General features: G+C 63.6%; 18 protein-coding genes and 1 tRNA gene. 4 read left to right on the top strand and 15 right to left on the bottom strand.

Going from position 1 to position 26,742, the window contains the following annotated elements:
• Positions 1-106: 106 nt before the first annotated feature.
• A complete protein-coding gene (adhE, locus tag BL8807_RS06280) occupies positions 107-2,836 on the bottom strand; it encodes a bifunctional acetaldehyde-CoA/alcohol dehydrogenase (protein WP_072724837.1) in 2,730 nt (909 codons plus the stop codon).
• 480 nt (positions 2,837-3,316) lie between these two features.
• On the opposite strand from adhE, the gene BL8807_RS06275 reads away from it, so the two are divergent.
• A complete protein-coding gene (locus BL8807_RS06275; protein ID WP_072724835.1) occupies positions 3,317-4,447 on the top strand; it encodes an ROK family transcriptional regulator in 1,131 nt (376 codons plus the stop codon).
• A 55-nt stretch (positions 4,448-4,502) separates the two neighbouring features.
• On the opposite strand, the gene BL8807_RS06270 is transcribed toward BL8807_RS06275, so the two are convergent.
• From BL8807_RS06270 to BL8807_RS06255, 5 genes are all read right to left on the bottom strand, one after another.
• Positions 4,503-7,316 carry a carboxypeptidase regulatory-like domain-containing protein gene (locus BL8807_RS06270; RefSeq protein ID WP_226847516.1) on the bottom strand — a complete coding sequence of 938 codons (2,814 nt, stop codon included), beginning with the start codon at positions 7,314-7,316 and terminating at the stop codon, positions 4,503-4,505.
• A gap of 515 nt (positions 7,317-7,831) precedes the next feature.
• Positions 7,832-9,307, bottom strand: coding sequence for a hypothetical protein (locus BL8807_RS11990; RefSeq protein WP_226847284.1), 1,476 nt, complete (start codon positions 9,305-9,307; stop codon positions 7,832-7,834).
• A 263-nt stretch (positions 9,308-9,570) separates the two neighbouring features.
• Complete coding sequence (locus tag BL8807_RS06265; protein WP_072725092.1) at positions 9,571-9,969, bottom strand: VOC family protein; 399 nt, start codon at positions 9,967-9,969, stop codon at positions 9,571-9,573.
• Positions 9,970-10,106: 137 nt separating this feature from the next.
• Entirely contained in the window at positions 10,107-11,024 is a 918-nt protein-coding gene (locus BL8807_RS06260) for a DUF6198 family protein (protein WP_205408851.1), read from the bottom strand.
• A 130-nt stretch (positions 11,025-11,154) separates the two neighbouring features.
• The gene (locus tag BL8807_RS06255; RefSeq protein ID WP_072724831.1) at positions 11,155-12,159 is read right to left on the bottom strand and encodes a zinc-dependent alcohol dehydrogenase family protein; all 1,005 of its coding nucleotides are present in this window, start codon (positions 12,157-12,159) and stop codon (positions 11,155-11,157) included.
• A gap of 165 nt (positions 12,160-12,324) precedes the next feature.
• On the opposite strand from BL8807_RS06255, the gene glgX reads away from it, so the two are divergent.
• The gene (glgX, locus tag BL8807_RS06250) at positions 12,325-14,946 is read left to right on the top strand and encodes a glycogen debranching protein GlgX (RefSeq protein WP_072724829.1); all 2,622 of its coding nucleotides are present in this window, start codon (positions 12,325-12,327) and stop codon (positions 14,944-14,946) included.
• Between the two features lie 222 nt (positions 14,947-15,168).
• Here the strand turns inward: glgX and rpsI are convergent, their stop codons facing one another.
• From rpsI to BL8807_RS06215, 7 genes are all read right to left on the bottom strand, one after another.
• The gene (gene rpsI, locus BL8807_RS06245; protein WP_072724827.1) at positions 15,169-15,657 is read right to left on the bottom strand and encodes a 30S ribosomal protein S9; all 489 of its coding nucleotides are present in this window, start codon (positions 15,655-15,657) and stop codon (positions 15,169-15,171) included.
• 22 nt (positions 15,658-15,679) lie between these two features.
• A complete protein-coding gene (gene rplM, locus BL8807_RS06240; RefSeq protein WP_072724825.1) occupies positions 15,680-16,129 on the bottom strand; it encodes a 50S ribosomal protein L13 in 450 nt (149 codons plus the stop codon).
• 215 nt (positions 16,130-16,344) lie between these two features.
• Positions 16,345-18,510: a 4-alpha-glucanotransferase gene (gene malQ / locus BL8807_RS06235; protein WP_072724823.1), complete on the bottom strand. Its 2,166-nt coding sequence runs from the start codon at positions 18,508-18,510 to the stop codon at positions 16,345-16,347.
• Positions 18,511-18,838: 328 nt separating this feature from the next.
• On the bottom strand, positions 18,839-19,456 hold the full coding sequence (locus BL8807_RS06230; protein WP_072724821.1) for an AbrB family transcriptional regulator: 618 nt from the start codon (positions 19,454-19,456) through the stop codon (positions 18,839-18,841).
• A 63-nt stretch (positions 19,457-19,519) separates the two neighbouring features.
• Positions 19,520-20,194, bottom strand: a complete 675-nt coding sequence (locus BL8807_RS06225; RefSeq protein ID WP_072724819.1) for an IMPACT family protein — start codon at positions 20,192-20,194, stop codon at positions 19,520-19,522.
• Positions 20,194-21,216: an NAD(P)-dependent oxidoreductase gene (locus BL8807_RS06220; RefSeq protein ID WP_072724816.1), complete on the bottom strand. Its 1,023-nt coding sequence runs from the start codon at positions 21,214-21,216 to the stop codon at positions 20,194-20,196. The genes BL8807_RS06225 and BL8807_RS06220 overlap by 1 nt, the downstream gene beginning before the upstream one ends.
• A gap of 130 nt (positions 21,217-21,346) precedes the next feature.
• On the bottom strand, positions 21,347-22,702 hold the full coding sequence (locus BL8807_RS06215) for a CapA family protein (protein WP_072724814.1): 1,356 nt from the start codon (positions 22,700-22,702) through the stop codon (positions 21,347-21,349).
• A 481-nt stretch (positions 22,703-23,183) separates the two neighbouring features.
• Between BL8807_RS06215 and BL8807_RS06210 the strand changes: the two genes are divergently transcribed.
• Positions 23,184-23,271 (top strand) — tRNA-Ser (locus BL8807_RS06210).
• Positions 23,272-23,699: 428 nt separating this feature from the next.
• Here the strand turns inward: BL8807_RS06210 and BL8807_RS06205 are convergent.
• Together BL8807_RS06205 and BL8807_RS06200 are read right to left on the bottom strand one after the other, a co-directional pair.
• Positions 23,700-23,858: a hypothetical protein gene (locus BL8807_RS06205; RefSeq protein ID WP_162841413.1), complete on the bottom strand. Its 159-nt coding sequence runs from the start codon at positions 23,856-23,858 to the stop codon at positions 23,700-23,702.
• Positions 23,859-24,343: 485 nt separating this feature from the next.
• On the bottom strand, positions 24,344-25,282 hold the full coding sequence (locus BL8807_RS06200; RefSeq protein WP_072724812.1) for an EamA family transporter: 939 nt from the start codon (positions 25,280-25,282) through the stop codon (positions 24,344-24,346).
• A gap of 153 nt (positions 25,283-25,435) precedes the next feature.
• Here BL8807_RS06200 and dinB point away from each other — a divergent pair, with 153 nt between their 5' ends.
• Positions 25,436-26,710, top strand: coding sequence for a DNA polymerase IV (gene dinB / locus BL8807_RS06195; protein WP_072724810.1), 1,275 nt, complete (start codon positions 25,436-25,438; stop codon positions 26,708-26,710).
• Positions 26,711-26,742: the final 32 nt, after the last annotated feature.

Below are 26,742 nucleotides of genomic sequence, written 5' to 3'. Positions count from 1 at the left end.
ATTACGCAATGCTGCCCATACCTATATATATACACACACACATACGCAAAAGGACCCGACTCCGAATGGAGCCGGGTCCTTCAGTCAGTTCAATGCCAAGGCGTTATCAGCGCTCGGAGGCTTCCTCCGTGGCGGCTTCGCCTTCGCGCTCGACGCGCAGCTTGTGGCCTTCGGCCTGGCTGACGCCGTAGTAGGCGGCGATGGCGATGTCCTTCATGTCCTCGATCTGCGGGATGCGCGGGTTCGCGGGGGCGCACTGGTCCTCGTAGGCGCGCATGCCGATCTGGTCGAGCACGCTCCAGAAGTAGTCCTCGTCCACACCGCAGTCCTGGAAGCTCTTGTTCATACCGAGCTTGTTGTCGCGGTAGTCCTCGACCGCCTTCGCCAGGTTCTCGACGGCTTCGGCCGGGGTCTTGCCCGGGTCGATGCCGAGGTTGCGGGCGATGTCCTGGTAGCGCTCCGGGGCGATGTACTTGTTGTACTTCGGCCAGGAGGTGGGCTCCTCCGGAACGGATCCGTTGTAGCGGATCACGTACGGCAGCAGGATGGAGTTGGTGCGGCCGTGGGCGATGTGGCACAGCGCGCCGATGGTGTGGCTCATGCCGTGGCACATGCCGAGGAACGCGGAGCCGAAGGCCATGCCGGCCATGGTGGCGGCGTTGTGCATCTTCTCCTGGGCGCGGGTCTTGTCCTCACCGGGCTCGCCGTTGACGGATTCGGCCAGGTTGTCCCAGATGAGCTTGGCCGCGTGCAGCGCCATGCCGTCGGTGAAGTCGTTCGCGTACACGGACACGTAGGCTTCCATCGAGTGGGTCAGGGCGTCGAAGCCGGCGTCGGAGGCGAGACGGCGCGGCTGGGTGCGGGCCAGCACCGGATCGACGATGGCGACCGACGGGGTCAGCGCGTAATCGGTGATCGGGTACTTGTAGCCGGTCTTGTGGTCGGAGATCACGGCGAACGGGGTCACCTCGGAGCCGGTGCCCGACGAGGTCGGGATGCACACGAGCTTGGCCTTCTTGCCCAGCGGCGGGATCTTGAACGCGCGCTTGCGGATGTCGAAGAACTTCTCGCGCACGTCGGAGAAGGAGATTTCCGGGTGCTCGTAGAGCAGCCACATGATCTTGGCCGCGTCCATCGGGGAGCCGCCGCCGACCGCGATGATCGTGTCGGGCTCGAACTCCTCGCGCATCATCTCGGCGCCCTTCTCGACGGTCTCGACCGAGGGCTCCGGCTCGACGTAGTCGATGATGCGGAAGGTGACGCGGTTGGCGCGGGCGCGCAGCTGGTCGATGATCTTATCGACGATGCCGAGCTGCTCCATCACCTTGTCGCACACGATGACGGCCTTCTCGATGCCGTACATGTCGCGCAGGTACTTGACGGAGTTCGGCTCGAAGTAGGTCTTCGGCGGGATCTTGAACCACTGCATGTTGTTGTTCCTCCGGGCGATGCGCTTGACGTTGATGAGATTCACGGCCTGCACGTTGCCGGACACGCTGTTGCCGCCGTAGGAGCCGCAGCCCAGGGTCAGGGACGGGGCGACCGCGTTGTAGATGTCGCCCACGCCGCCCAGGGAGCTCGGGGAGTTCCAGATGATGCGGCAGGCGTGCATCCTGAGGCCGTACTCACGCACCAGATCCTGGTTGTTGGTGTGGATGGCGGCGGTGTGGCCCGCGCCGTGCACGAGCATCTGCTCGCACATCACGAAGGCCTCGTCCTTGTCCTTGGCCTTGAGCACGGCCTGCACGGGGCCGAGCTTCTCCATGGTCAGGGGCTCGTTCTCGCCGACCTCCTTGCATTCGGCGGCCAGGATGGTCGCGTCGGCCGGGATCTCGAAGCCGGACTGGCGGGCGATCCACTGCGGGGACTTGCCCGGCACCTTGGAGTTGAGGACCGGCTTGTTGCCCGAGAAGGCGGTGCAGCCGAACATGAACTGCTCGAGCTTGGCCTTCTCCTCGTCGTTCACGAAGTAGGCCTTGCGGCGCTTGAGTTCCTTGACCAGCGGCGCGTAGACGTCCTTGTGGGCGATGATGGCCTGTTCGGTGGCGCAGATCATGCCGTAGTCGAAATGCTTGGAGAGGATCAGATCGTTCGCGGCGCGCACGATGTCCACGTCCGAGTCGACGTAGGCCGGGGCGTTGCCGGCGCCCACGCCGAGGGCGGGCTTGCCGGAGGAGTACGCGGCCTTGACCATGCCCGGGCCGCCGGTGGCCAGGATGGTGGCGATGCCGGGGTGCTTCATCAGCGCGCCGGTCGCCTCGATGGAGGGATGCTCGATCCACTGGATGCAGTCCGCGGGAGCGCCGGCCTCGACGGCCGCGTCGCGCACGATGCGCGCGGCCTCAGAGGAGCACTTCTGGGCGAACGGGTGGAAGCCGAACACGATCGGGCAGCGGGTCTTCAGGGCGATCAGCGACTTGAAGATCGCGGTGGAGGTCGGGTTGGTGACCGGGGTCACGCCCGCGACCACACCCACGGGCTCGGCGATCTCGTCGATGCCCATGACGTCGTCCTCGCGGATGATGCCGACGGTCTTCTGCCCGGCCAGGTAATTGGTGACGTGCTCGCACGCGAAGATGTTCTTGGTGGCCTTGTCTTCCACGAGACCGCGGCCGGTCTCGTCGACGGCCATCTTCGCCAGCACGAGGTGCTTGTTCAAAGCGGCGATCGAAGCCTTGGCGACGATGCGGTCGACCTGCTCCTGATCCAGCTTCTCGAACTCCTCAAGGGCCTTCAGGCCCTTCTTGACGAGAGCGTCGACCTCGGCCTCGGCCGCGGCCTGCTTCTCTTCGGGGCTCGGCTTGGTAGCCTCGATGTTCTTCTTTGCTTCTGCCACTTTCGGTCCTCCTCGATCTAGGATGTCGCAAAGGGTGGTTGTTGTCGCAGAATCTATCTGTGACCCAAGTCACAGATTACCGGAGAATGGCCCCTTTTGCACATTTGCCGTGTTGCACACTTGATATCATATTATGTGTGTTTCACGTTCTATTTCTGTTCATATTTGCAATTTATTCAGCTATTTTCGAACATTTGAGTGGTTTTGTCCGTTTCAATGTGCAAAACCGAACATCACTTCGGACAAACTTTGTGAAATATATTTTCTATAAGTTTTTCCACACAAAACCATTCTTTAAAATCATTTTATAAAAGTTGAACGCCTCTCCCCGAGAAACCATTGCCATTACGCCATTTTCATGCCTCATCCACAATCGCCAACGCGACAAAGCCAGTCGATTCATCCCCACATTCGGCAACCACTTTTGATAAAGTGATGTGAGATATCGTCGAATACGGCCTAGGGGTCAAGGAGCCGACAATGAAGACAGCATCCGTCACCGCGCTGAAGGAACAGAACCGCCGCGCCATCACCGACTACCTCTACCGGCACCATGACGTCACCAAACAGACGCTGGAACGCGAGCTGGAACTCAGTCTGCCGACCATCACCGCCAACCTGCGGGCCTTGGAGCAGGAGGGACTGATCGTCCGCGGCGCGCCGCAGGAATCCACCGGCGGACGCAAGGCGCAGACCTACGAGTTCTCCCCCGCATCCCACGCCGCCATCGGTGTGGCCGCCTGCGCCGGAGGCATCACCATGTGCGCCGTGGACCTGCGCGGCAGCGTCATCGCCCGCAGGCACAAAACCACCCAATACCGCGACAGCGACGCCTACTATCGCAAACTCGGCGCGATGGTCACCGAATTCGCCGACGCCGTGGCCAAACAGGGCAGCGCCATCCTCGGCGTCGCCTTCTCCATCCAAGGCATCGTCTCTCCCGACGGGCGGACCATCACCTTCGGCAATATCGTGGGAAACACCGGACTGACGCTGGAAACGCTGGCGCAGGGCGTCGACTATCCCGCGCTGATGATCCACGACTCGGACGCCTCCGCCATGGCCGAGCTATGGTTCGATTCCACCATCACCGACGCGGTCTGCGTGTATCTGGAACGCCGGCCGGGCGGCGCGGTGATCGTGGGCGGGCAGCTCTACCAGGGGCCGAACCAATGCAACGGCACCATCGAGCATATGCGCCTCGTGCCCGGCGGCGCGGAATGCTGTTGCGGGCAGCGCGGATGCATGGATGTCTACTGCTCGCCGGAGACGCTGATGGAGGACGGCGAAAGCCTGCCGGGCTTCTTCAGCGTGCTGGAACAGGGCGAACGCGATCATCGCGAACGCTTCGACGAATGGTTGGGCAATGTGGCGCAGGCGGTGGCGAACATCCGCACCGTGCTCGCCGGCGACATCATCATCGGCGGCGAGGCGGCGCGCTATCTCGACGACGCGGACATCATCGACCTCAAACGCCGTGTGGACGCGCTCAGCCCCTTCGCCTCGGAGCGTTTCGAGCTGCGCAAAAGCAGCTGCGCCGATGACCAGAACATCATCGGCGCAGCCCTACGCTTCGTCCAAACCTACATCGACGAGATCTGCGGCGAGTAGGCTCGCCGGGCATGCCGCCGAACCAGATCCATCCGTCTGGGTTCGGACATCGCCATCAGCCCAGCCACCACAGGAGCGACTTCCACAAGGCCGACCACCACTGGCGCAGCGACTGCAGCCAGGATCCGCCGTTGCCGTCCGGTTCGGGTTCGGGAGAGGGTTCCGGCTCGGGCTCAGGCTCGGGTTCGGGAGCTGGTTCGGGTTCGGGAGCGGATTCCAACGCCCCATATGCCTCGTTCAGCGCGGCGAGGGCGGCGTCCACAGCCTCCTGGGTGGCGGAACCGTCCGCGGACGCCGTCTTCGCGTCGGCCAACGCCTCGGTGAACACCGCCCACGATTCGGCCGTGTACTCCGATTCGACCAGGCCCGCGGCGTCCATCCGAGCGATCGCCTCGTCCAATGCGGCCTTGTCGACCGGCTCGGGTTCGGGCTCGGGTTCCGGCTCCGGGTCGGCGATGGGAGTGAACACCGTGAAGTTCCTGACCGTCTGGATGGCGGTGTTGTAGTAGTTCACCGCGTACAGGCGGTCCAGCGATGTGGCTGTGGTGGAGACGGATTCGGAAGCGATGACCGCACCGGACCGCTTGTCGGTGATGGTATACGTCACCGTGCCCGCATTCGTCGCCTTCGTATCGTCCGCCGCCGGCGTCTCGGCGGCAAAGTCCACTTCCAGCGCCACATGGACCGTTTCGGCGGCACTCCGCTTGGCGCTGCTCCACCGCGGCTCGTATTGCGTGAGCACCGAATCCGTCACGGAACCGAGAGTCTCGTACAGCACGTCGCCCTTGGCTTCGGTGGCCCACCGAAGTTCCTCGGTTTTCTTGCCTCCGATGGCGAACACCAGCGTTCCGTCGGCATCGCGGAACTCAAAGCCGCCCTTGTTGTTGATCGTCGCGCTCCAATCGAATTCCACTATGGCCTTCGTCACGGCGCTTACCGATTCAGGCAGCGTGGCTTTGGCGTGCTTATAGGCTCCCATACCCTCGCCAAGCGTGAGCGTACCGTTTTCCGCGCTCGCATACTCAGTGAAGCCGAGCGTTTCGCCGAGATCCTCGACGGTCGTCCAACCTTCCGGAGCGGTCGGCGGCGCGGAGGCGCGGGTGAGGGTGATGATGTAGTCGCTGGCCTCACCGGTGTAGGAGTCGGCGTTCACCGTGATGGTGTTCTCGCCTTCGACGAGCGGCACGACCACGGCGTTGACGTCGGCGGCGACGAGTTCGCCGTTCACCTTGATTCCTTGCCCGGGATCGGTCGTCCATCCGCGCTCGAACGTCACGGTGACGGATTCCACGTCGGACGCGACCTCACCGTTCACCACGTTCGGATGATCCTCACCCTGCTTGGTGCGGTCGAAGGTGGCGGTGAACTCGTGGCCTTCCACGGCCAGACTCTTCAGATAGGTGGTCTGGCTGGGGTTGGTGCGGGAGACGACGACCGTGTATTCACGCGTGGTCGCCCCGTCCGCGGCGGTGACGGTCACGGGAATCGTGGTCTCGACCGTCGCGGCGTCGCTGTTGGACGGCGCGGCGAGCGCGACCTCGACGGTGCCGTCGGCCGCAACGCTCTGGCCGTTGATCGCCACCGTGGCGGCGCCGCTCAGCGCGCCCGCCGACAGGACCACCTTCTCGTCGAAGGTGTCCACAGTGCCGGTGAAGGAGTCGCCGCTGCGGGAGAGCGCCACGGAGTCGCCTGCGGCGGAGGTCACGTCGAGTGTGGCGAGCGTGGCGTCGTTCTCGGCCAGCGCCACGCCTTGGGTCACCTTGAAGGAATCCACCAGCAGGTCGCCGACGTTGGTGCCGTTGATGAAGAACAGGAGACGGTCGAGCGTTTCCACCGCGGTTCGGCCAACCCCTTGGAATTTCGATTCGCCGTCGACGAACACCTCCCAGGCGTTGGTCTCCGTGTCGTACACGCCCTTGACGTCGATCCAGTTGCCGCCGTTCGCCGCATCGGCCAGATTGGTGGGGTTCTTGTCGTCCAGTCCTTTATGGGTGAACACCTTGCCGTTGGCGATGCCGAAGGTCGCGGTCGGACCGGCGGAGCCGGCCGGATCGCTCGTCTTCCAGCCGCTTTCCGTATAGGAGTAGAGGGCGATCTGGTTGCCTGCCGTTCCTTGCACGGCACGTTTGATACGCGCTTCGATGGTCACGACGCCGCTGAGGTTCAGCGCCCCGGCGTTGTACACGCCCAGTGTGCCCTTGGAGCCCGAGGTCTTGTTGATGTGCAGGTATTTATTGCCAGGATTGTCGGCATCCTCCTCCACGGTGACGGTGCCCACCTTGCTGTTGGTCGCCGCGACCAGCGCGCCGTCGGCGCTTGCGGTGAAGTCGCCGGTCGTCTCATCGTCGAAGTTCTCGTCGATGACGACCTTCACCTCGGGCTCCACCTGGGTGAGCGCGAAGTCCGCTTTGGCGGCGGTGTTCTTCGCCACGGACACGCCTTCCGCCGCGCCCGCGCTGTATCCGCTCTTGGAGACGGCGAGTTTATAGCCGTCGGCGACTTCGGCCCTGATCGAGTACCTGCCGTCGGCGTCTGTGGTCGCGGTGCCTTCGATGACGTCGTCGGCACCGGTCGCGGTGACGGTCGCGCCTTCCACAGGCAGTCCGAGCGCGGTGACCGTGCCTGCGATGGTGCCGTAGGCCGTCAGCGTCGCGCCAAGCTTGAGATCCTGGACGGCCAGTTCGCCGGATGCCAACACCACCGAGGTTTCGCCGCCGTTTTCATAGCCGTCGGCCGCGGTGGTGAAGGTGTATTCTCCCGGATCGACGGTCGCGCCGTAATGGCCGTTCTCGTCGGCGGTCAGAGTCTCGCCGTTCCCGATGGTCACGGTCGCGCCCGGTACGGCGTTGCCGTCCTGGTCGCGCACCATGCCGGCGATGGCGGCCTTGCCTTCCGGCACCTCATAGGTGGCGGCGCCGATGTTGGCGGTGGTGGTGACCGCGTTGCCGAAGAAGTCGACGCTCGCCTCGGTGAGGTCCGCGGTTCCGTTGCCGGTCACGTGGATGCTCGGAGCGATTTCGGACAGCCTCACATCCTTGCCGGAGGCGAGCAACGGAGAATCCGCCGAGGCGAGTTTCGCGTTGGCCAGATTCTCGGACACGCTGCCGGAAAGCTTGAGATCTCCGGTGATGGCGTTCGTCTCGGTTTCGGGCGCCGTCATCTTCACGCCGTAGTAGGCGTTGGTGTCGTAGGTGACGCCGTCGCCCGTCTGGAATGTGGTGGCCGTGGCGCTTTCGTAGGTGTTGACGAAGGCGTTGTTGAACATCAGATGCGTGTTGTTGGTCTTCAACACGGAGCCGCTGCTGCCGGACGTGTTGAAGAAGCGGATATTGCCGCCGGAGTTGCCTTTGATGGTGTTGATCATCAGGTTGTTGTAGATGACGTTCACGCCGTAGGTGCCGTGCGGATTGATGTAGTTGCGTTCGATGTCTCGGATGATGTTGTATCGCACCACGGCGGACGAGCCCATGGAGAAGCCGCATAGCAGAATGCCTTCGCCGGAGTCGTGCACGTAGTTGTGCTGGATGAGGATGTTGGTGGTGGAGCTGTCCGGGTCGATGCCGTTGGTGTCGGCCGCGCCGGTGCGATGCTGCATCTCGCCCACGTCGTTGTTCTGCACCACGACGTTGTCGGAGTAGTACATCTCCATACCGGACACGCCGGAGGCGTCGATGACGTTGTTCTCGACGGTGGCGTCCTGCACGGAGGTGAGGTACAGCGAATCCCAGCCGTACTGTGTGTCGGGTTGGTCATATAGTTGTCATGCACGGTGATGTCGGTATGCGGCGCCCACGACGCGTCTTCCTTGAAGCTGCCGTCCGTGCTTACGCGCCCCGCGCCGATGCGGTCGCCCCAGCCCACGCCGGTTTTCTTGGATCGGTTCCAATTGCCGGAATACTGCTTGAACACGATGTTGCCGAACGAGGTGTTGGCGATGATGTTGTCGTAGATATCGATCTCGGACAGCTGGGTGGCCGTGGTCTCGTCTCCCGCGGTGCCTTCGAACATGATGCCGCCGGTGCGCTTCGAACGGTCGATGCCCGACTTGGACACGGACCAGGTCACGCCGGAGACGTCGTGGACGAACATGTTGTGGATGGAGAAGCCCTTGAGGCTGGCCGTGTTCTCGCCCGAGACGTGCACGCCGCGCAGGTCGCCCGTTTTGGGATTCTCGGTGCCGGGCACTTGGCCGTTGTCGGAGACGACCTCGAACGTGGAGGCGTCGAATCCGTCGGTGACGTTGGTGACTTCGATATTGGAGATATCCCAATACTGCTGGTTGGTCAGCTGGATCACGTCGTTGACCACGCCGCGGCCGTTGAGCTCGGGCGCCGCGCCGTCTCCGTAGCTGGAGAGCACGATCGGAGCGTCGGCGGTGCCGGAGCCTTGCGGGGCGAGCATCGCGGTCGGCGCCGATTCGGCTTTGTTCAAGCCGGCATCGCCTTCGCCGCTGCGCCAGGTGTAGGCAAGCTGCGCCACTTCCGTGCCTTCGGCATCCCATACGCTGCCCGCCTTGAGCAGGATGCGGTCGCCGGGTTGGAAAACGGTCTCGTTCACCTTGCCCAGCGACTGCCAGGCCGTGTTCTCGGACGTGCCGTCGTTGGCGTCGTCGCCGCCTTCGGAATCGACGTAATAGGTGGTGCCGCTGCCGGAAGGGGCCGAACCGTCCGTCACGATCAGCTCTCCCGCGTCCACGACGGCACGGCCTTCGGATTTCATCGCGCTTTTATCCGTATAGCCGGACAGACTCGCGCTCGCCGTCGCATCGTTGGCGTATGCCATGGGAGCGAATCCCACCAACATCGCGACACTGGCCGCCATCGCCACGATCCGGGCGAAACCATTGCCTGCGTTATGCATCGTTTGCCTTTCATCATTGAACCACTGTGATAAATGTAAACGATTCCAAAGAAGCAAGCTTCTTTGCCTGATTTGCAGAAATCGCTTCCACTTTGTCATTGTACGAATATCGGCAACATATTGCAAATCCAATGAAACAATAATGGAACATAATGAAAAAGGCTTGGCTTCATTTCAAAGCCAAGCCCGCATTCATCCTCAAATCAAACGCCTCACACCCGTCATCCCGAGCGGAGCGCAGCGCAGTCGAGGGATCTTATGCCTCACACGATCTGGCAGAACTCGATGGTCTCGCCGTTGGGGCCGTAGACGTTGAAATAGCGGATGCCGTTGTCCCAGAACGAGGGAATGGACTGGATCTCTGTGTCTTTGAAATCGAGCCCCAGCGCCTTCGCGTTCTCGAACGCGGCCTCGATGTCCGGCGTGTCGAAGGCCCAATGGTTGATCGCGCCCGTGGTCATCGGCGCGGGATCGCCCTCCCAGGTTTCGATGGTCAGATGCCCGTAGCGCAGGAAGGCGCAGCGGTTCTCGCCGTTCTTGAACAGGCCGGCCAGTTCGAAGCCGAGCTTGGTGGTGTAGAACTCGATGGTCTCGTCCAGGTCCTTGGCCGGCATGCCGGAATGCTGCAGGTCGGTGGTGAACGCGGTCATAGGTGTGGTCATCATGGTCCTCCTTTGGATTGGATTGGGTTTTGTTTTCTAGGGTAAGTCCGCGGGCCAAACGTTTCATCAACGCAACGCCGTGCATATCGTCGTCGACCGGATCCGCCGTCCGGACCCGGCCCGCGAGCGTCGCCGCGTTATGCGGCCACGGCGCCCACGTCGAGTGCCTGATGCTTGAACGAGGGGAACACGTGCGTGTCGGCCCAGCCGGTGATGCCGCCCTGGAACAGGAAGGCGAACACGGTGCCCAGACCGAAGAAGTTCACCGTCAGACCCCCGTTGGACACCGACAGCAGCGCGATCGAGACGACGGCCACCAGCGCCGGCGGCACATACGACAGCCACATGGCCACCGCGGCGTTCCCCTTGCAGTATTTGAACCGCAGGATCTGCATGAGGTCGTCGGCCGGATGCAACGCGATGTTCGCACGCTGGTAGATCGAGATGGCGATGGCGATGCAGGCGACGCCGACGAAGTTCACCAGCACGTACGCCGCATGCATGGCGACGTTGGAGCCCGCATAGGGCAGACCGTCCCAACCGGGCGTGTAACGGCCGAGGAAGAAGTCGGTGAACACGCCCACCAGCAGCGAGAACGGCACGAGGAAGATCACATTGCCGAGGATGCGAGTCCAGTTCACACGGCCGACCAGCAGCTGGTTGACGACGATCACCGCCAGACCGACCAGAAAGAACGACCAGAACTGCAGGTTGAAGACGCCGCCGACGTTGAGCCATGCAGGCAGCACATCGGCGAAATTGTATTCGGCCGCGGTCCAGAACGCCGCGCCGAGATAGGAGGCCTGCGCGCCCTCGCCGGCGACGCGGTTGCTGGAGACGGCGGTGAGCACGTTGCCCAACGCGTTGAGCGGCAGGGACAGGATGAACAGGGCGATGGTGGTGCCCATCGAAGCGGTGCGGCCAGCCGCGTTCCGGGAAGACTCCTTCCGGGTCCGATCGGCCGGGGACGAGGCGGCGAGCGCGACGCCATCCGGGAGACGCGGCGAAACGGACGCGGACGCGGCGGTGCGCGAAGAGGTGAAAGACGAGGTCATCGTTGACTCTTTCCTTGACTGGGCATATGCCCGCCGGCGAGACGGTCTCGGCGGACATATGCGGCATGGATTACACGTGCCGCCGTCGCCCGGCGGGCGCGCCCGGCGTCGGCGGCGGGGAGGGAGGAGCTCACTTGCCGAGCTTGACGACGGCCTTGGAGACGCCGGTGATCTTGCCGTCGAGGAAGTCCTGCACCTGTTCGAGTTCCAGCTCGTGGCTGATCAGGCCGCCGATGTTCATCTTGCCGGCCGACACCAGCGAGATCGCGTCGCGGAAGGTGAGCGGGTTGATGAAGGAGCCTTGGATGGTCAGCTGCTTCTTGTAGATGTCGTAGGTGTTCATCTCGAAATGCGCCTCCTGCGGGCCGACGCCGAACATCAGCACCTGCGCGCCCTTCTTGGTGGCGGCCACGGCCTGCGCCTGGGTGGCGGGCAGACCCACGGCCTCGATCACCACGTCGTAGGAGTCGGCGGGGATGGCCTCGCGGGTGGTGTTGTAGATGTTGGCGACGCCGAACTCCTCCTGGTTGCGCTTGAGTTTCTCGTCGAAGATGCCGGCGAGGTCGACCTGGTGCACGCCGTAGGCCTGCAGCAGCTGGGCGAAGATCTGGCCCATGAAGCCGTCTCCGATGACCAGCGCCTTCTGGTAGGGATGCAGGTCGAGCAGGTCGAGGCCGTGCACGCCGCAGGAGACGGGTTCGATGGCGGCCGCGTCGCGCAGGGAGACGTTGTCGGGCAGCTTGTAGACCACGGTGGCGGGGGCGGTGAACTGTTCGGCGAGGCCGCCGTCGCGGGTCACGCCTACGGCGGAGAGATGGTCGCACAGTTCGGGGCGCTGCGTGAGGCAGAACTCGCACTGGCCGCAGTAGATGTTCGGGTCGACGGCCACACGGTCGCCGACGACCACATTGGTGACCTCCGAGCCGACGGCGGCGACCACGCCGGAGTTCTCGTGGCCGAGCACGATCGGCGGCACGGCGGCGGCGGAGCCGGGGCGGCCGGCGTACAGATCATGGTCGGTGCCGCACACGCCCGCATAGGCGGTGTTGATCAGCACCTCATTCGGCGCGATGGTCGGGGTCGGCAGTTCCTGGATTTCGAATTCCTTGACGCCGGTGAGCACGAGAGCCTTCATGATGGTTGTCCTTTCCACTGCGAAAGTGTGTGATCCACGATGATTTGTGTTTGCCGCCGCTCCGTCTGCGGTGCGGTGTTGATAACGAGCATATCTTATTTAATTCTGTTTTGCAAATTCGTTTTCTAAAACTTGTTTATACGGCGTGTCGGTAGAATACAAGCTATGAGGAATCCGAAACTTCACCGGTATGCGACGAGGCCCGGTCTGTACTTCACCGACGACGGCGGCGCCGACGCCGTCGTGCGCTCGGAAACCGCCGACCAAGTCTGGCTGTCCGTGCTGGAACCCATCGACCAGCCCAGCGCCTTCTTCGGGGAATCCGTCCGCCTGTTCGACACCCCCAACGTGCCCTTCGTGCGTCAGATCCAGGAATTCGCCGTCTGCTCGCGCGTCATCGAATCGCTGTACGTGCGCGAGACGCTGTTCCGCATGCAGGGGCCGAACTACGGCCTGTGGTACGTGCATCTGCCCAAAGCGTGGGACGGCATGCGCTACGGCTACCGCGTGGACGGCGCGTGGGACCCGAAGCACGGCGTGCGATTTAATCCGTACAAGCTGCTGCTCGACCCCTACGGCAAAGGCATCGACGGTTCCATGGAGCTATGCCCCGCCGCCTTCTCCTACGACTGCGACGTGGTGGACGGCAAAGTGAAGGGATCCGCGTTCGGTCCCATGAACACCATCGACTCGCTCGGACACATGCCCATATCGGTGGCGATCGACGACCGCGACTCCAAAAAACACGAGGGCGACCCGGACCATCCCCACGTGCCGTGGAGCAAAACGGTGATCTACGAGCTGCACGTCAAAGGCTTCACCGCCAACGCCCCATGGCTGCCCGAGGAACTGCGCGGCACCTACGCGGGCCTCGCGCACCCCATCACCTTAAGCTATCTGCAGAACCTCGGCGTCACATCCCTCGAGCTGCTGCCCATCCAGGCCAAACAGGACGAACTGTTCCTCCAAGAGCACGGCCGCAGCAACTATTGGGGATATTCCACACTGAACTACTTCTCCCCCGAACCCTCCTACGCCACCAAGGCGGCGCGCGAGCAAGGCGCCGGCGCGGTACGCCAGGAGGTCATCGACATGGTGCGCGCCCTGCACGAGGCGGGCTTCGAGGTCATCATGGACGTGGTCTACAACCACACCTGCGAAGGCGGCGTGGAGGGGCCGACCGCCTGCTGGCGCGGTCTGGACTCCGTCTCCTACTACCGGCATCAGAAAGACAACGCCGGCCGGCTCGAAGACACCACAGGCTGCGGCAACAGCCTCGACTTCACGAACACGCATGTGATCACCTTCGCCATCGATTCGCTGCGCTACTGGGCCAAACGCATCGGCATCGACGGATTCCGCTTCGACCTGGCGGCCTCGCTCGCCCGGCTCGACGGCGAATTCACCCGCCACCACCCCTTCCTGTACGCGCTGCGCTCCGACCTGCTGCTCGGCAATCTCAAACTCATCATGGAACCGTGGGATCTGGGCAATCTCGGCTGGCGCACCGGCCAGTTCGGCAGTCCCTTCGGCGAGTGGAACGACCGCTTCCGGGACACGACCCGAACCTTCTGGCTCACCGACACGGAGGCCGGCCCCGGATCGGGCCGCGTCGGCATGCAGGAAATGGCCACGCGACTGTGCGGATCGGCGGACCTGTTCGCCACCGACCCCGGACGCGGCGCCTCGTCCTCGATCAACTACGTCTCCTGCCACGACGGCTTCACCCTCACCGACCTGACGCAATACGCCGTCAAGCACAACGAGGTCAACGGAGAGAACAACAACGACGGCTCGAATGTGAACCACTCCGCCAACTTCGGCGTGGAGGGACCGAGCGACGACCCCGCCATCATACTCAAACGCGAGCGGGCGGCGATGAACATGCTGGGCACGCTGCTGCTCAGCCTCGGCACCCCGATGATGCTCGCCGGAGACGAGTTCGGCAACACGCAGCACGGCAACAACAACCCCTACAGCCAGGACAACGACATCACCTGGCTGACGTGGGACTGGCTGTACGCCCCGGAGAAGACGCCCCAGATGAACCGTCTGGACAACGTCTCACGGCTGCTGTCGCTGCGGCGCTCGCTGGACATGTTCCACCATGAGGATTTCTTCACGCGATTGAGCCAGCTGGGACTGCTCAAACCCTCCAGCCGCGTGCAGTGGTTCCTGCCCAACGGCACGACCCCCATGGAACGCGACTGGTTCGATCTGGGGATGCGCAGCTTCACCATGCGCCTGCTCTCCAACAACGAGGTGGACGTGCTGCTGCTCGTCAACGGCGTGAACGAGGATGTCCCCTTCCGCCTACCGTCCGACAGTGAATGGACGTCGTTGTGGAGCTCGGCGGAATCGACCGGACAGCGTCCCGGACATGGGTTGGCGGCGGAGGATCTGCCCACGGACGACTCGCAATCCACATGGACGAAAAACGTGCCGCCCGACAGCTCCGTGCATTATCTGATCAAGCGGATGCAGGAACGCTCGACGAACGGCGATGCGATCCATCTGGTGTCGATGGGCGAGGCGAAGGGCGGAGCCGGATCCCTGGCGATGCCGGCCGCACGCGACGCGGACGCGCATACCGGCGGCATGCACGACGCGGGCGCACGCGACGCCGCACGCGGATCATCGGCCGCCCAAACCAGCCCACAATCCCCGGTCCAATCGCAATCGCAATCGCAACCACAATCGGAGGGCGCGTCCACGGCGGAACAGCCCGACGACAATGTCTGGACGGCACCCGCCTTGAGCATCAGCCTGATGAAACAGGTGGGATAGCAGCCACCCGCAACGCCGTCATCCCGAGCGTAGTCGAGGGATCTCCTGGCGAAGGGAGATTCCTCGACTACGCTCGGGATGACGATGATAACGGTTATTCATCACGCTGAGCGGAGCGCGACGAGGCGCAAACATCTCCATGGGATGACGGTTCCCATCAAGAAACGAGAAAGGCCCCCGGATGATCCGGGAGCCTTTCGTATAACGCGTGTCGCGCCAAGCTTAACGCTTGGAGAACTGCGGTGCGCGGCGAGCCTTGTGCAGACCGGCCTTCTTGCGCTCCACGACACGGGAGTCGCGGGTCAGGAAGCCAGCCTTCTTCAGGGTGGCGCGGTTGGCATCGCGGTCGATGGCGTTGAGCGCGCGGGCCACGCCGAGACGGATGGCACCGGCCTGGCCGGTGGTGCCGCCGCCGTCGACGAGGACGATCGCGTCGAACTTGCCTTCGAGCTTGAGCAGCACGATCGGGGAGTTGACCTCACGCTGCAGCAGCTTGGAGGGGAAGTACTCCTCCAGGGTGCGGCCGTTGATGGTCCACTTGCCGGAACCCGGAATCAGGCGCACGCGGGCGACTGCTTCCTTGCGGCGACCGGTGCCGTAGCCCGGCTCGATCGCGGACGTGCCGGTGCCGGCACCCGCGTTGGTCTCGGTGGTGTAGCTGGTGAGCTCTTCGGTCTCCTGAACCTGGGAGTCGTTGGTGTTTTCAGCCATGATTCTTATCTCCTCCTACGGTTCACTTGGCCTGCTGCGAGACCTGGGCGATCTCGAAAGCCTGCGGCTTCTGGGCGACGTGCGGATGCTCGGCGCCGCGGAAGATGCGCAGACGATCAAGCTGCACCTTGGCCAGACGGTTCTTCGGCAGCATGCCCTTGACGGCGGAACGGATGATGCGCTCGGGGTTCTTCGCGAGCAGCTCGGCGTAGGAATCGCGACGCAGACCGCCCGGACGGCCGGAGTGCATGTAGAGTTCCTTGCCCATCTTGTTGCCGGTCAGAGCAATCTTGTCGGCGTTGATGATGATCACATGGTTGCCGGAATCGGCGTGGGGCGCGTAGGTCGGCTTGTTCTTGCCGCGCAGCAGGGTTGCGACCTGGGAGGCGAGACGACCGAGCACCACGTCGGTGGCGTCGACAACGTACCAGTCATGAGTCAAATCAGCTGGCTTCGGAGTGAAAGTTTTCACTAGTGTACCTTTTCTATTCATTGTGTTCCGGGCCGTCCAAATCCGGGCATGCGTTGAAGCGGCGCAAAGCCCGGCTTTTCAAGCCTCATTATCCGTGGGCTCCCTGAAAGTCCTCGATGGCGAGTGGGAAAGCGCTTTGAAGGACCCCTTAGGGAAACACAACAATCCACTAGTATATCGCCGGCCTTGACTTTAGGCAACCAGCGGGTTGCGCGTCAGCCCCGCATAATCGCGGCGATGCGCTGCACGGATTCACGGTCGAACAGCCCTTCGACCGGAACCACGTTGCCCCGCTCGTCGCCCAACGGGATACGCCAGTTCAGATACTCGTTGTTGGTGCCCGGCTGGTTCTGCGCGCGCTTCTCGCCCACCGCGTCGGTGATCGAGGCGGCGAGCAGCTTGCACGGCGAATCGGTGAGCGCGCGGTACAGAGCCTCCACAATCGCCTTCTCGTTGGCCACACGATCCGCCGCGGCCTGCGCGTCGAGATAGCCGTTGTCGACCAGCATCGCGATCATCGCGTCCTGCTCGGCCTGGGCGCTGGCCTGGAACTCCTCGACCGGCCCGGACAGCAATCCCAGACGCTCGCGGATCTTCACATGCTCGTATTCGAGATAACCGGCCGCCGGCGGCATATCATGCGTGTTCACCGAGGCGAGCGCGTATTCGCGCCACTGCTTCGGCGTGCGGAACACGCCGTCGCGCTGCTCGAACCATTCGACCGCGCAGCCCAGCAGGCCGTGCGAGGACAGCGAGTCGGCCACATACTCGGGAACCACACCCAAGTCCTCGCCGACGACGACGCCGCCGGCACGCGAGGCCTCCAGCGCGAGGATGCCCAGCATGACATCGGCATCGTAGTGCACGTAGGCGCCGTCCGTCGCGCTGCGGCCCTCGGGAATCCACCACAGGCGGAACAATCCGAGGATATGGTCGATGCGCACCGCGCCGGCGCGGGCGAACATGCCGTGCACCATCTGACGGTAGGCGGCATAGCCGGTACGTTCCAGATCAAGCGGGTTCAACGGAGGCTGGCTCCAATTCTGGCCCTGTTGGTTGAACATGTCCGGAGGGGCGCCCACGGTCGCGCCCTTGGCGAAGCGCTCGGGATTCCACCACACTTCGGAGCCGTTGGGATGCACGCCGACGGCCAGATCGGCCATCACGCCGATGGCCAGTCCCGCGTCGCGGGCGGCCTGCTGCGCCGCGTTGAACTGCTCCACGGCGATCCACTCCAGCCAGCGGTAGAAATCGAGCGTGTCGGGGAACTGCTCCCTCAACGCGACGACCTGCTCGGAATCCTTGGTGAGCACGCGCTCCCAGTTCCCTTCGCTTCCATCGGGCGCGCCCCACTTGTCATAGCACAGGCACCACGTGGCATAGGCTTCCAGATCATCGCCCTGCTCCGCTTTGAACGCGTCGAAGTCCGCCTGGCGTTCCGCGGTGCGCCCGGCTTTGAAGATCAGCCACAGCGCGCGCATCTTCACACCCCACATGGTGTCGCGGTCGATGATCTGCGAATCGCCGTTCAACGGATCGGTTTCGGCGTGAAGCGCGTCGACCTGGGCGCGCGAGGCCTCGTCCAGCCTCGCGTATTCGGCGACGGTTTCGGGGCGGATGTAGGTGAAGTTCACCAGGCTTCGCGAAACCGGCAGATACGGCGATGGGGTCAGCGGGGAGACGGGCTCGGCCGCATGCATCGGATTGATCAGCATGAAATCGGCACCCGTGCGCCGCTTGGACTCCACCAGCAGGGTTTTGAGATCCTCGTAATCACCCACGCCCCACGATCCGGCGGAACGGATGGAGTACAGCTGCGCCATCCACCCCCACAGGCTGCCGGACTTCATCCCATCCAGCAATTCCACCCGTTCGGGGGCGCTGATCAGCGTGGCGCTCTCGGTGCGGCCGGCGACCGTGACGTGCAGGGTATGGTAGCCGGCCGGCAGGTCTTCGGGAATGACGAGCGAGGCGGTGGAGACGAACCTGCCGTCCACCTCGTAGGCCTTCGAGCCGTCGCCCGGTCCGGGGACCAGCGCGCTTCCGTATTCCTCACCGCTCTCCAGGGTGATCGAGCCCGAAGGGATCTCCAGGATTCCGGTGTTCACCAGCACGCGGCCTTCACGGCCGGCGATATGCAGCACGGTGGGGGCGACCAAACGGCCATGGCGTTCGTGCAGGATTCCGCGGATGGAGTCGAGCGCGACGGCCTCGTCGCGGGCGTCGATGCCGAGCGCGGCCAGCACTTCGATCAGGACGTCATCGTCGATCTCATGCCAGTCATGACTCATGCCGGTGTAGCTTGTGGCGATTCCAACCAGCCGGGCCAAGCGAATCAGCGGCCGTGCCAGACGTTCTTCACTCTCATTGTTCTCTGTCATAGTCATTAGTGTAACCACCGACAAACCGCGCCACGCGACTGTTTTGCGGTTTCTGCAATCGTTGTCAGAAAAATGATGGGGGGGGGGATTCTTGGGCACAATCCCTGTCTCGTAGGAAAATACCCTGTTCACGGAATCCACATCCGCCCCCGCCAGCCCCCTCCAATGGAAACGACACAACGGCGTGCCGGCGAACGATCAGCTTTAACCCAGCGGAAACCACCGCCAAGCATCAACCTTCGCGACCAAAGGGTGGCGATTCGACCCCGAACACCGCCGGGACTTCAGCAGCCCGACTCCTTCCCGACGGACCGTCCACTCCCATCATCTACCGTCCGGCGGCGCGACGCACCTCTTCGGAGGGATCAGTCGCCAGCTTCTCCCGCATTTGCGCGCTGGTGTTGGGATTCAACGCCACGGCGCGACGCACCATGGACGAGAGGATCGGAGACGCGCCCGGCTCGATCTCCGTGCCGAGAACACCGAGATAATCCAGGGTCTTCGCGTCCGTTTCGGGGTTCTGCGCCCCCTCCAGACGCATCTTCCACGATGTGTGCTTGTTGACAAGCGCGGTGTCCCGCACCTCGGGAATCGGATCCTTGGTCAGACGGCCGAGCAGCCAGTTCTTGCTGTCCTCGTTGGCGGCAACGGCCTGACGCACCACAGGCTCCGCATCAACCGACAACTTGATGAGCACATTCGGAAACGGCATGGTTTGGGCGAGAAACAGGCGATCCTCGACGGGTGTGTGGGGATTGCCGGCCACGGCCTCCAACAACGCCGTGGCTCGCGAGAACGAGGCCTGATCGGCGCGGTCGGGCAACGGGCGACGTGCGAATTCGCTGAGTTCCGTGGAATCGGTGGAGTGACGCAAACGCTCGTAGGTTTCCGTCAGCGGCTCGAAGTCCTGCGCGGCCGTGGTCTCATTGCTGTTCTCGTCGGTCATACCGACCAGCTTAGTTCAGGGTCCGCGACGTTGACTCGCCGCGCCGTTCGCACCCGCACTGTTTCATACGCCGATCGGACCGGCATCCGCGCCCGAGCCCGCATCCGGCACGGCGCGGTTCACGCAATCCAACGGTTCCGGAATCAACGCGGCGTTGAACGATTCACGCACCCGCTCCTCGAAGCGCGCCGCACCCTCGACGGGCACGGCCACCACCAGTTCCACCTTGTCGGTGTAGGTCTCCTGATCCTGCGTGCCGTCGCTTTGCGCCAGCAACTGCCGCAATCGGGCCAACTGCGGATAATCCAACACCAGCCGATACCGCCGGCAGGGCACGATGCTCGCCGTGGCCGCGGCTTTCATCGCCAACGAAGCGGCCGACGAATACGCGCGCACCAAACCGCCCGAGCCCAGCAGAATGCCACCGAAATAGCGCGTGACCGCCACCACGCAATCCGTGGAGCCGCTTTGCCGCAGCACGTCGAGAATCGGCTTGCCAGCGGTGCCGGAGGGTTCGCCGTCATCACTCATACGCTCGCTCAGCCGGCCGTCCGCTCCACCTATCACCGCCGCATACGCCACATGACGGGCTTTGGGATGCCGTTCGCGGATCGTCTCCACGAACGCGAGCGCATCCTCAAGCGAGTCGATATGCGCGGCGTCGCCGATGAATTCGGATTTCTTCTCCACCAGCGAGGCGTGCGCCGGCTGGTCGACGGGATTCAGAATCGTGCGCATCAGCGTTCCGACACCACGACGTTCAGCCGCCCGCCTTGCAGGAACGCGGCCGCGCAGGCGACCATCTGACGGGTCAGTTCCACGAACGCGCCGTCGGTGCGCCATCCCACATGCGGCGTGAGCACGATGCCGGGAATCCGACACAGCGGATCGTCCGCGGTCAGCGGCTCATGGTCATACACGTCGAGCGCGGCGGGGATGTCGCCTCGTTGCAGTCGGGAGAGCAGCGCGCCCGGCTCGATCACCTCGGCGCGGGCCGTGTTGACGAACAGCGTGCCCGGGCGCAGGCGCTCCAAATGCTCGGCGGTGATGATGCCGCGCGTGCCATGCTCGCCTTCCAGCAACGGCATATGCACGCTGACCACATCCGCCCCCTCGATCAGCTCGCCCAAATCCGCCACGGGGGTCGCGCCGCAACCGGCGAACATCTCCTCGGGCACATGCTCGCTCCAAGCGCTCACCCGCATGCCGAAGGCGCGGGCGATGCGGGCCACGGTGGCGCCGATGCCGCCGAGTCCGATGATGCCCAGACGTTTGCCCGCCAGCTGCAGGCCGTCGCCGCCCGACCAGGACCAGTCGCCGCGTTTGGTGGCCGCGTCGAGCTCGCCGGTGCGGCGGATCAGCTCGAACAGCAACGCGAAGGTGAGTTCGGCCACCGCGTTGTCGCCGTAGTGCTCAGCGTTGCACACACGCAGGTTCAACGTTCCGGCCAATTCGAGATTGACGTAGCTGGCCACGCCGGTGCCGCAGAACACCAGGCATTTGACGCCGCCGTCGGCAAGACGGCGCAGCAGCGCGTCACTGATGTGGTAGCCGCCGATCAGCAGCACATCCGCGCCGCGCGCGCGTTCGGCAAGCGTGTTTTCGTCGGAGGTGAACTCCTCGAACATGCGCACGCGGGCGATGTCGCGCAGCTGCGGGAACTGGGCTTTAATCGGCTCGACCATCGCATCGAGCACCGCGGGCATCACCACAAGCGGCAGGTCGGCGTGGTCGGGCTGGGTTTCGAATACTTGCGTCATGGGCAACACCTTAGGCACACCAGCAGAAAAGGATGTCAGCAGGTGGCGGACGGAGCGGCGGACAGATGACGGACGCGACGGACGTCGGGATTGGGAGGCGGGGCAGGCGGCGGAGCGGCGGACGGCGGCGCTATTGCGCGGTCTGCTGCGTCTGCTCCTCGGTGATGTTCCATTCGCGCACCACATTCTGGTCGGCGCCCATCGAATAGACGACATCCCATATGCGTTGCCGCACCTGGGCGTCCTGGTCATCGCCCCAACATGGGCCATCCGGCTTGTCCGCGGCGATCGAGCACCATTGGTAGCCGCCTTGGCGCACATTCGCGGTGGGGATCCAATCGATGCGGTTGACGCGCCATGAGCCGGCGACGCCCTTCTTGCCGGCGAACTGGACACGGGCGGTGACGCCCTGGTTGTTGACGATGGTCGCGGCGGTGTTGGCGGATTCGGTGACCGCGTTGCCCAAACCGTAGATGATCCACGTGCCGTTGTAGTTCTCGATCGGCTGCGCGCAATGGCATCCGGCACCGTAGATCACATCGAACGCACCCGTGTCGGCGAGCGCATGGGCTTCGGAGATCTGCCAGGAATCGGCGTAGTCGATGTATTCCTGCACGGAGTGCATGGCCATGGCCACCACGTCGGCCCCTTGCTCGCGCGCGGCCTCGGCCTTGGCCACGGCCTTGTCGATATCCGACTGGTAGTTCGGGTCGCCGGATTCGCGCAGACGGTCCACCTGCCAGTCGTGGTCGGCGGTCATGCCGTTAAGCGACACCGTGCCGGTCACAAGCCCCAATTTGCCACCGCCGGTCGGCGAATCGATGACGAGCGGTTTGGTGGAATCCTCCTCGGTTTTATAGGATCCGGTCTGGGCGATGCCGTTCGCCTCCAGCGTGTCCCACAGGCGGGCGATGCCGTCGGCGCCCTGGTCCCACGAATGGTTGGTGGCGTGTGTGCAGGCGGTATAGCCCACGTTCTTGACCGCATCGGCCACTTCGGCGGGGATGTTGAAGATCGGGTACGCCGCGTAGGGGCCGCCGCGCTGGGCGATGGGCGTTTCGAATTCGCAAACGGCGATGTCGGAGGCCTGGATGTATTTGCGCATCGGCTCGAACAGCGGGTCGAAGTTGAATGCCGTGCCGTCGGTGGCGGAGGTGTCCGCGCCGGCGAACTGGCTCCACAGGCCTTCGTGGAACAGCAGGTCGCCGTTGACGAGCATGGCGATGCAGTCGGTGTCGGGGCAGTCCGGCGAGTTGCCGTGGTGTTCGACCACCGGGGTCGGCGTCGCCTCGGTTTTCTCCAAATCGGTTTGGACGCTGGCGTTGGGGGCCGCATTGGACGCGCTATCCGTGGTGTTGGTCCCGCGGGTGGCGAACCATGCCGCGACCACCACGAGGATGGCGACCACAATGCTTAGGGGGACCACCCATGCGGCGCCGCGATTGCGCGGTGCGCCGTATTGGCCGTAGCCGTTCGCGTGTTTCATACTGGACTCCCTGCTCTTCTCGCACTTTCCTCTACCAGACTACTGGCCGCCGCCTGCATTGGAAAATCGCATGCCGCCGCTGGCGAGGACTCGCCGCGCCCATCGCCAAGGGGCATGAGGGGCTAGGATGTCATGTGGAGACGGACGGACAATGGCGTACCTCCGCTCCACCTATCGGATCCCCACCGCCCACCGCGCGCCCGAAGCCATCGTCCGCGACGGGGTGCGTCTGCGAGATGATCTCCTGTTTCGCGCTCGACCTTCGGAGCGCGCTTTATTGCGATCGATCTCGACTGCGCCATCATCGGCATGGCCAAGATGACCCCGTCATTCGGATACGCAGGACGTCGGGAAGGCGACGCCCCGGAGATCTCTTCGGTTTTCGGCGCGACTTTCCCGATGCGGCGGGCGAGTCGCATCCACACCCAGTGGTAATGTAATATGCTGTTGCGCTCATATGAGCATGTATGAATGCAGCGCCGGAGTCATGCCTGAGTGGCCGATAGGGGCACCCTGCTAAGGTGTTAGTCGTTTATAGCGGCTCGAGGGTTCGAATCCCTCTGACTCCGCGAGGAGCGAAAGGACGGTACGCGGTACCGTCCTTTTTCGTATGCCTGCACCCCCTGAAAACCCAATGATTCCAAGGGTTTGCGAGCTGCCGCGCAAGGTTGCGCAGTGTCCGCCCAAAATCCGGCAAAACAGCGCGATACTGCATAATATGACACGAAAAAGCGCGACTAATGTACTTTTAATTGACTCACGAAAAGCGCCAAACGGAGTGTGGTCACGATGACGACACTCCGCAGCTTCGGATGCATCACCCGGGTCAAACGACAAGGCAAGGTCACCGCCATCAAAGCCTCGTACCCCACACCGGTAGAGACGTTCTCCCAGTGGGGACGTCCGTGAGAGCCATTGCCTCCCCTGTTTCCCGCGCGCCCTTGCCGTGGATTGGATGACCCGCCACGGATCACCCCGTGGCGGGCTGAGTGTGCCGCTACTGGCGGCTGATTCCTGCTCTGATCGCATACATGGTCAACGCCAGTATCGCGACATCGGCTGCGGTGGAGTCCACCTTGGCCGAAAGGGCAATGACGAGCACCGCCATGAGCCAGATTATCGAGCCGCCGCGCGGCTCCTCATTTGGATTATGCATATTGCATAACCTTTCTTACACAGCCGCGCCGCGTTGGACGCGGCAACGTCGTCCGGCGATCGCCGGACGGTCTAATCCGCCCCTGCTAGGAGACGTTTTCGATATACGCGATTCTATCGGCTATGATGGGTACCGCCGGAGCGAACACTGCTAGCGTTCCCCACCTCAAGGCGGGCAAACTGACTTCAGAGGGAACGGTTCGCAACGGTAGGTGCTTCTGGATGCACCTCCTTTCTTATACAGCGAAAAGCCGGTGTCTTCGGACACCGGCTTTTCGCTTTCTCCCCGCACGATGACGCCTCACCGAACCGCCCGCATCGAGGAGCCGAGAAACCCAAACCACTCAATCACTTCAACTTGATTACATTGAGGAATTGGGTCATGGACCAATTGCGATGCGCCCATCTCTATATGGGATTATGTGCACGAAATGGCGCGCCATGGGGCGAATCCCACATCGGGGTCGGAGATCGCGTCGAAGATGCTTAGCGGGACGCGGCGGAATCGCCGGAGAAGGTGACGACGACGGCCAGAATCACCAAGGCCACGCCGCCGAGCTCGCCGAGACTGGGGATTTCACCGAACGCAAGGCCGACGGCCACCGCGACGGCGGGATTGATCGACTGCATCACCGAGAACGCGCCCGACGTGGTGCGGCGCATGGTCACCTGCTCCACCATATAGGGGATGAACGAGGCGAACAGCGAAATCAGAAACAGCAGTCCGAGCAGCATCCACGAGCCGCCGGGCTCCAGCGCCCATGTGGCATCCGGCTTGGGGTGGATGACGTGGGAGACCGCCGGCACGGCGAGGAACAGCGATTGCACCAGCCATCCGATGGCGATGCCGACGGCGAGGTTATCCAAGGAGCTGCCACGCGAAGCCACTTTACGACCAGTGACGATATATACGCCCCACATCGTGCCGCCGATGAGAATCGCGACCAATCCGACCGCGAAATTGCCGCCCGACGACCCCGTGAGCGAGATGCCCGCCAGCAGCACCACACCGAGCGCGGCGATGCCGATGCCGATGCGTTCGCGCCAGCCGTTGCCGGTGATCACCGCCACCGCGAGCGGACCAAGGAACTCGATGGCCACGGCGATGCCCATATCCATATTGCTGATCGCCACATAGAACATGGTGTTCATCAGCATGATCGAGCAGCCAAGCAACGCGACCAGCGCCCAGCCTCGCGGCGTGCGGTGGAACATCGCCTCCCGTTTGGATTTGGACCATGGCCTGCGCCACGCCATCAGCAGCACCGCCATGAAACCGACGCGGTACCACACCGCATATAGGGGATCGAGCTGCGTGAACGCGAGTTTGGCGATGGCCGTGGCCACGTAGATGATCAACGCCTGTCCGATCACGATACAAACCACCGGCACACGGTTCAACACATCAAGCACAGCCTTCTTCACGGAGGACTAGGCTACCCCAACCACCCGAACGACGAGCATACGGCGTGGGAGATCCTTCGACTCCGCCCTTCGGACTCCGCTCGGGACGACGTCGGGCTTGGCATCCCTCATGCTGGGCCCACGGTTCGAACATCTGTACTATACTGAGGGGTTATGAGCACCGCACCGAGACTTGAGGCCGCCAAACGCGACTGGGGCCACGACGAGGCGGGATGCACGGTGCTGCATATCGACATGGACGCCTTCTACGCGTCGCTGGAGATCGCCCGAAGGCCGGAACTCAAGGGCAAGCCGGTGATCATCGGCACCGGCGTGCGTTCGGTGGTGTCCGCCGCGAGCTACGAGGCTCGCGAATACGGCGTGAATTCCGCGATGGCGACCGCCCGCGCGCGCCAGCTGTGCCCGAACGGTATTTTCCTGCCGGTGGATATGGCCTATTACCGCCGCGTTTCGCACGCCATCATGACCGACGTGTTCCACGCGGTCACGCCACAGGTGGAGCAGGTTTCGGTTGACGAGGGCTATATGGACGTCTCCGCCGCTTTGTTGCGATGGGGCTCGCCCAGCGCGATCGGCGCTTGGATTCGCCGCGAGGTGGAGCGCCGATTCCATGTGACCTGTTCCGTGGGCATCGCGGCCAACAAACTGGTGGCGAAAATGGCCTCGACCAACGCCAAACCGAACGGCATGCTGCTCATCCCCGCCGCGAAATCCGCCGAATTCGTGCAGATGATGCCGTTGCGCGGCATTCCCGGCATCGGCCCATCGCTGGAACAGCGGTTGAACGCATGGGGCGTGCATTCGGTGAAGGATCTGGCTGCGCTCGACGAGGACGCGCTCGCCCGCGCCACGGGATCGGCGGCGGCCGCACATGGGCTGTGGATGGCCTCGCACGGCCTCGACGAGCGGAAGGTCACGCCGTACACACCGGAAAAATCCATCGGTTCGGAGAACACACTGGCACGCGACACCACCGATATGCGTGTGGTGTGTGACCTGCTGCGCGTGGCATGCGATGACGTGGCCAGCACATTGCGCCGTCGCGGACTGGTGGCGCGCACGCTGACGGTGAAGCTGCGGTTCGCCGACCTGAGCTACCGCACCCGCTCGCACACGATGGACAGTCCCACGGACGCGGCGAGCACGCTGTACCCGCATAGCATGGCCCAACTGAAGGCCATGTTGGAGATGCCGCAATCGGCCGGCCCCGACACTCCCCTGCCCAAACTGATCCGCTTGGCCGGAGTGTCCGCCTCGGGACTCAGCGAGGCCGGAGACACCGCCGTGCAACCTTCGCTGGACGACATGCTGGAGGAATCCGCGAATCCGACCGAGCGAACCTCGGCCGCCCGGTTGCGCGACGCGGAGGCCGCGCTCGACGCGGTCCGCCGCAAATTCGGCAGGCGCTCGGCCAGTTTCGGCGCATAACCATACATACACCCGCCCCATGCAACCGCGTC

Origin of the sequence: Bifidobacterium lemurum, assembly GCF_014898175.1 — a bacterium.
Taxonomy (GTDB): Bacteria; Actinomycetota; Actinomycetes; order Actinomycetales; family Bifidobacteriaceae; genus Bifidobacterium; species Bifidobacterium lemurum.
The sequence above is the reverse complement of the archived record's forward strand: the minus strand, read 5'-3'. Positions and strand labels throughout refer to the sequence as shown.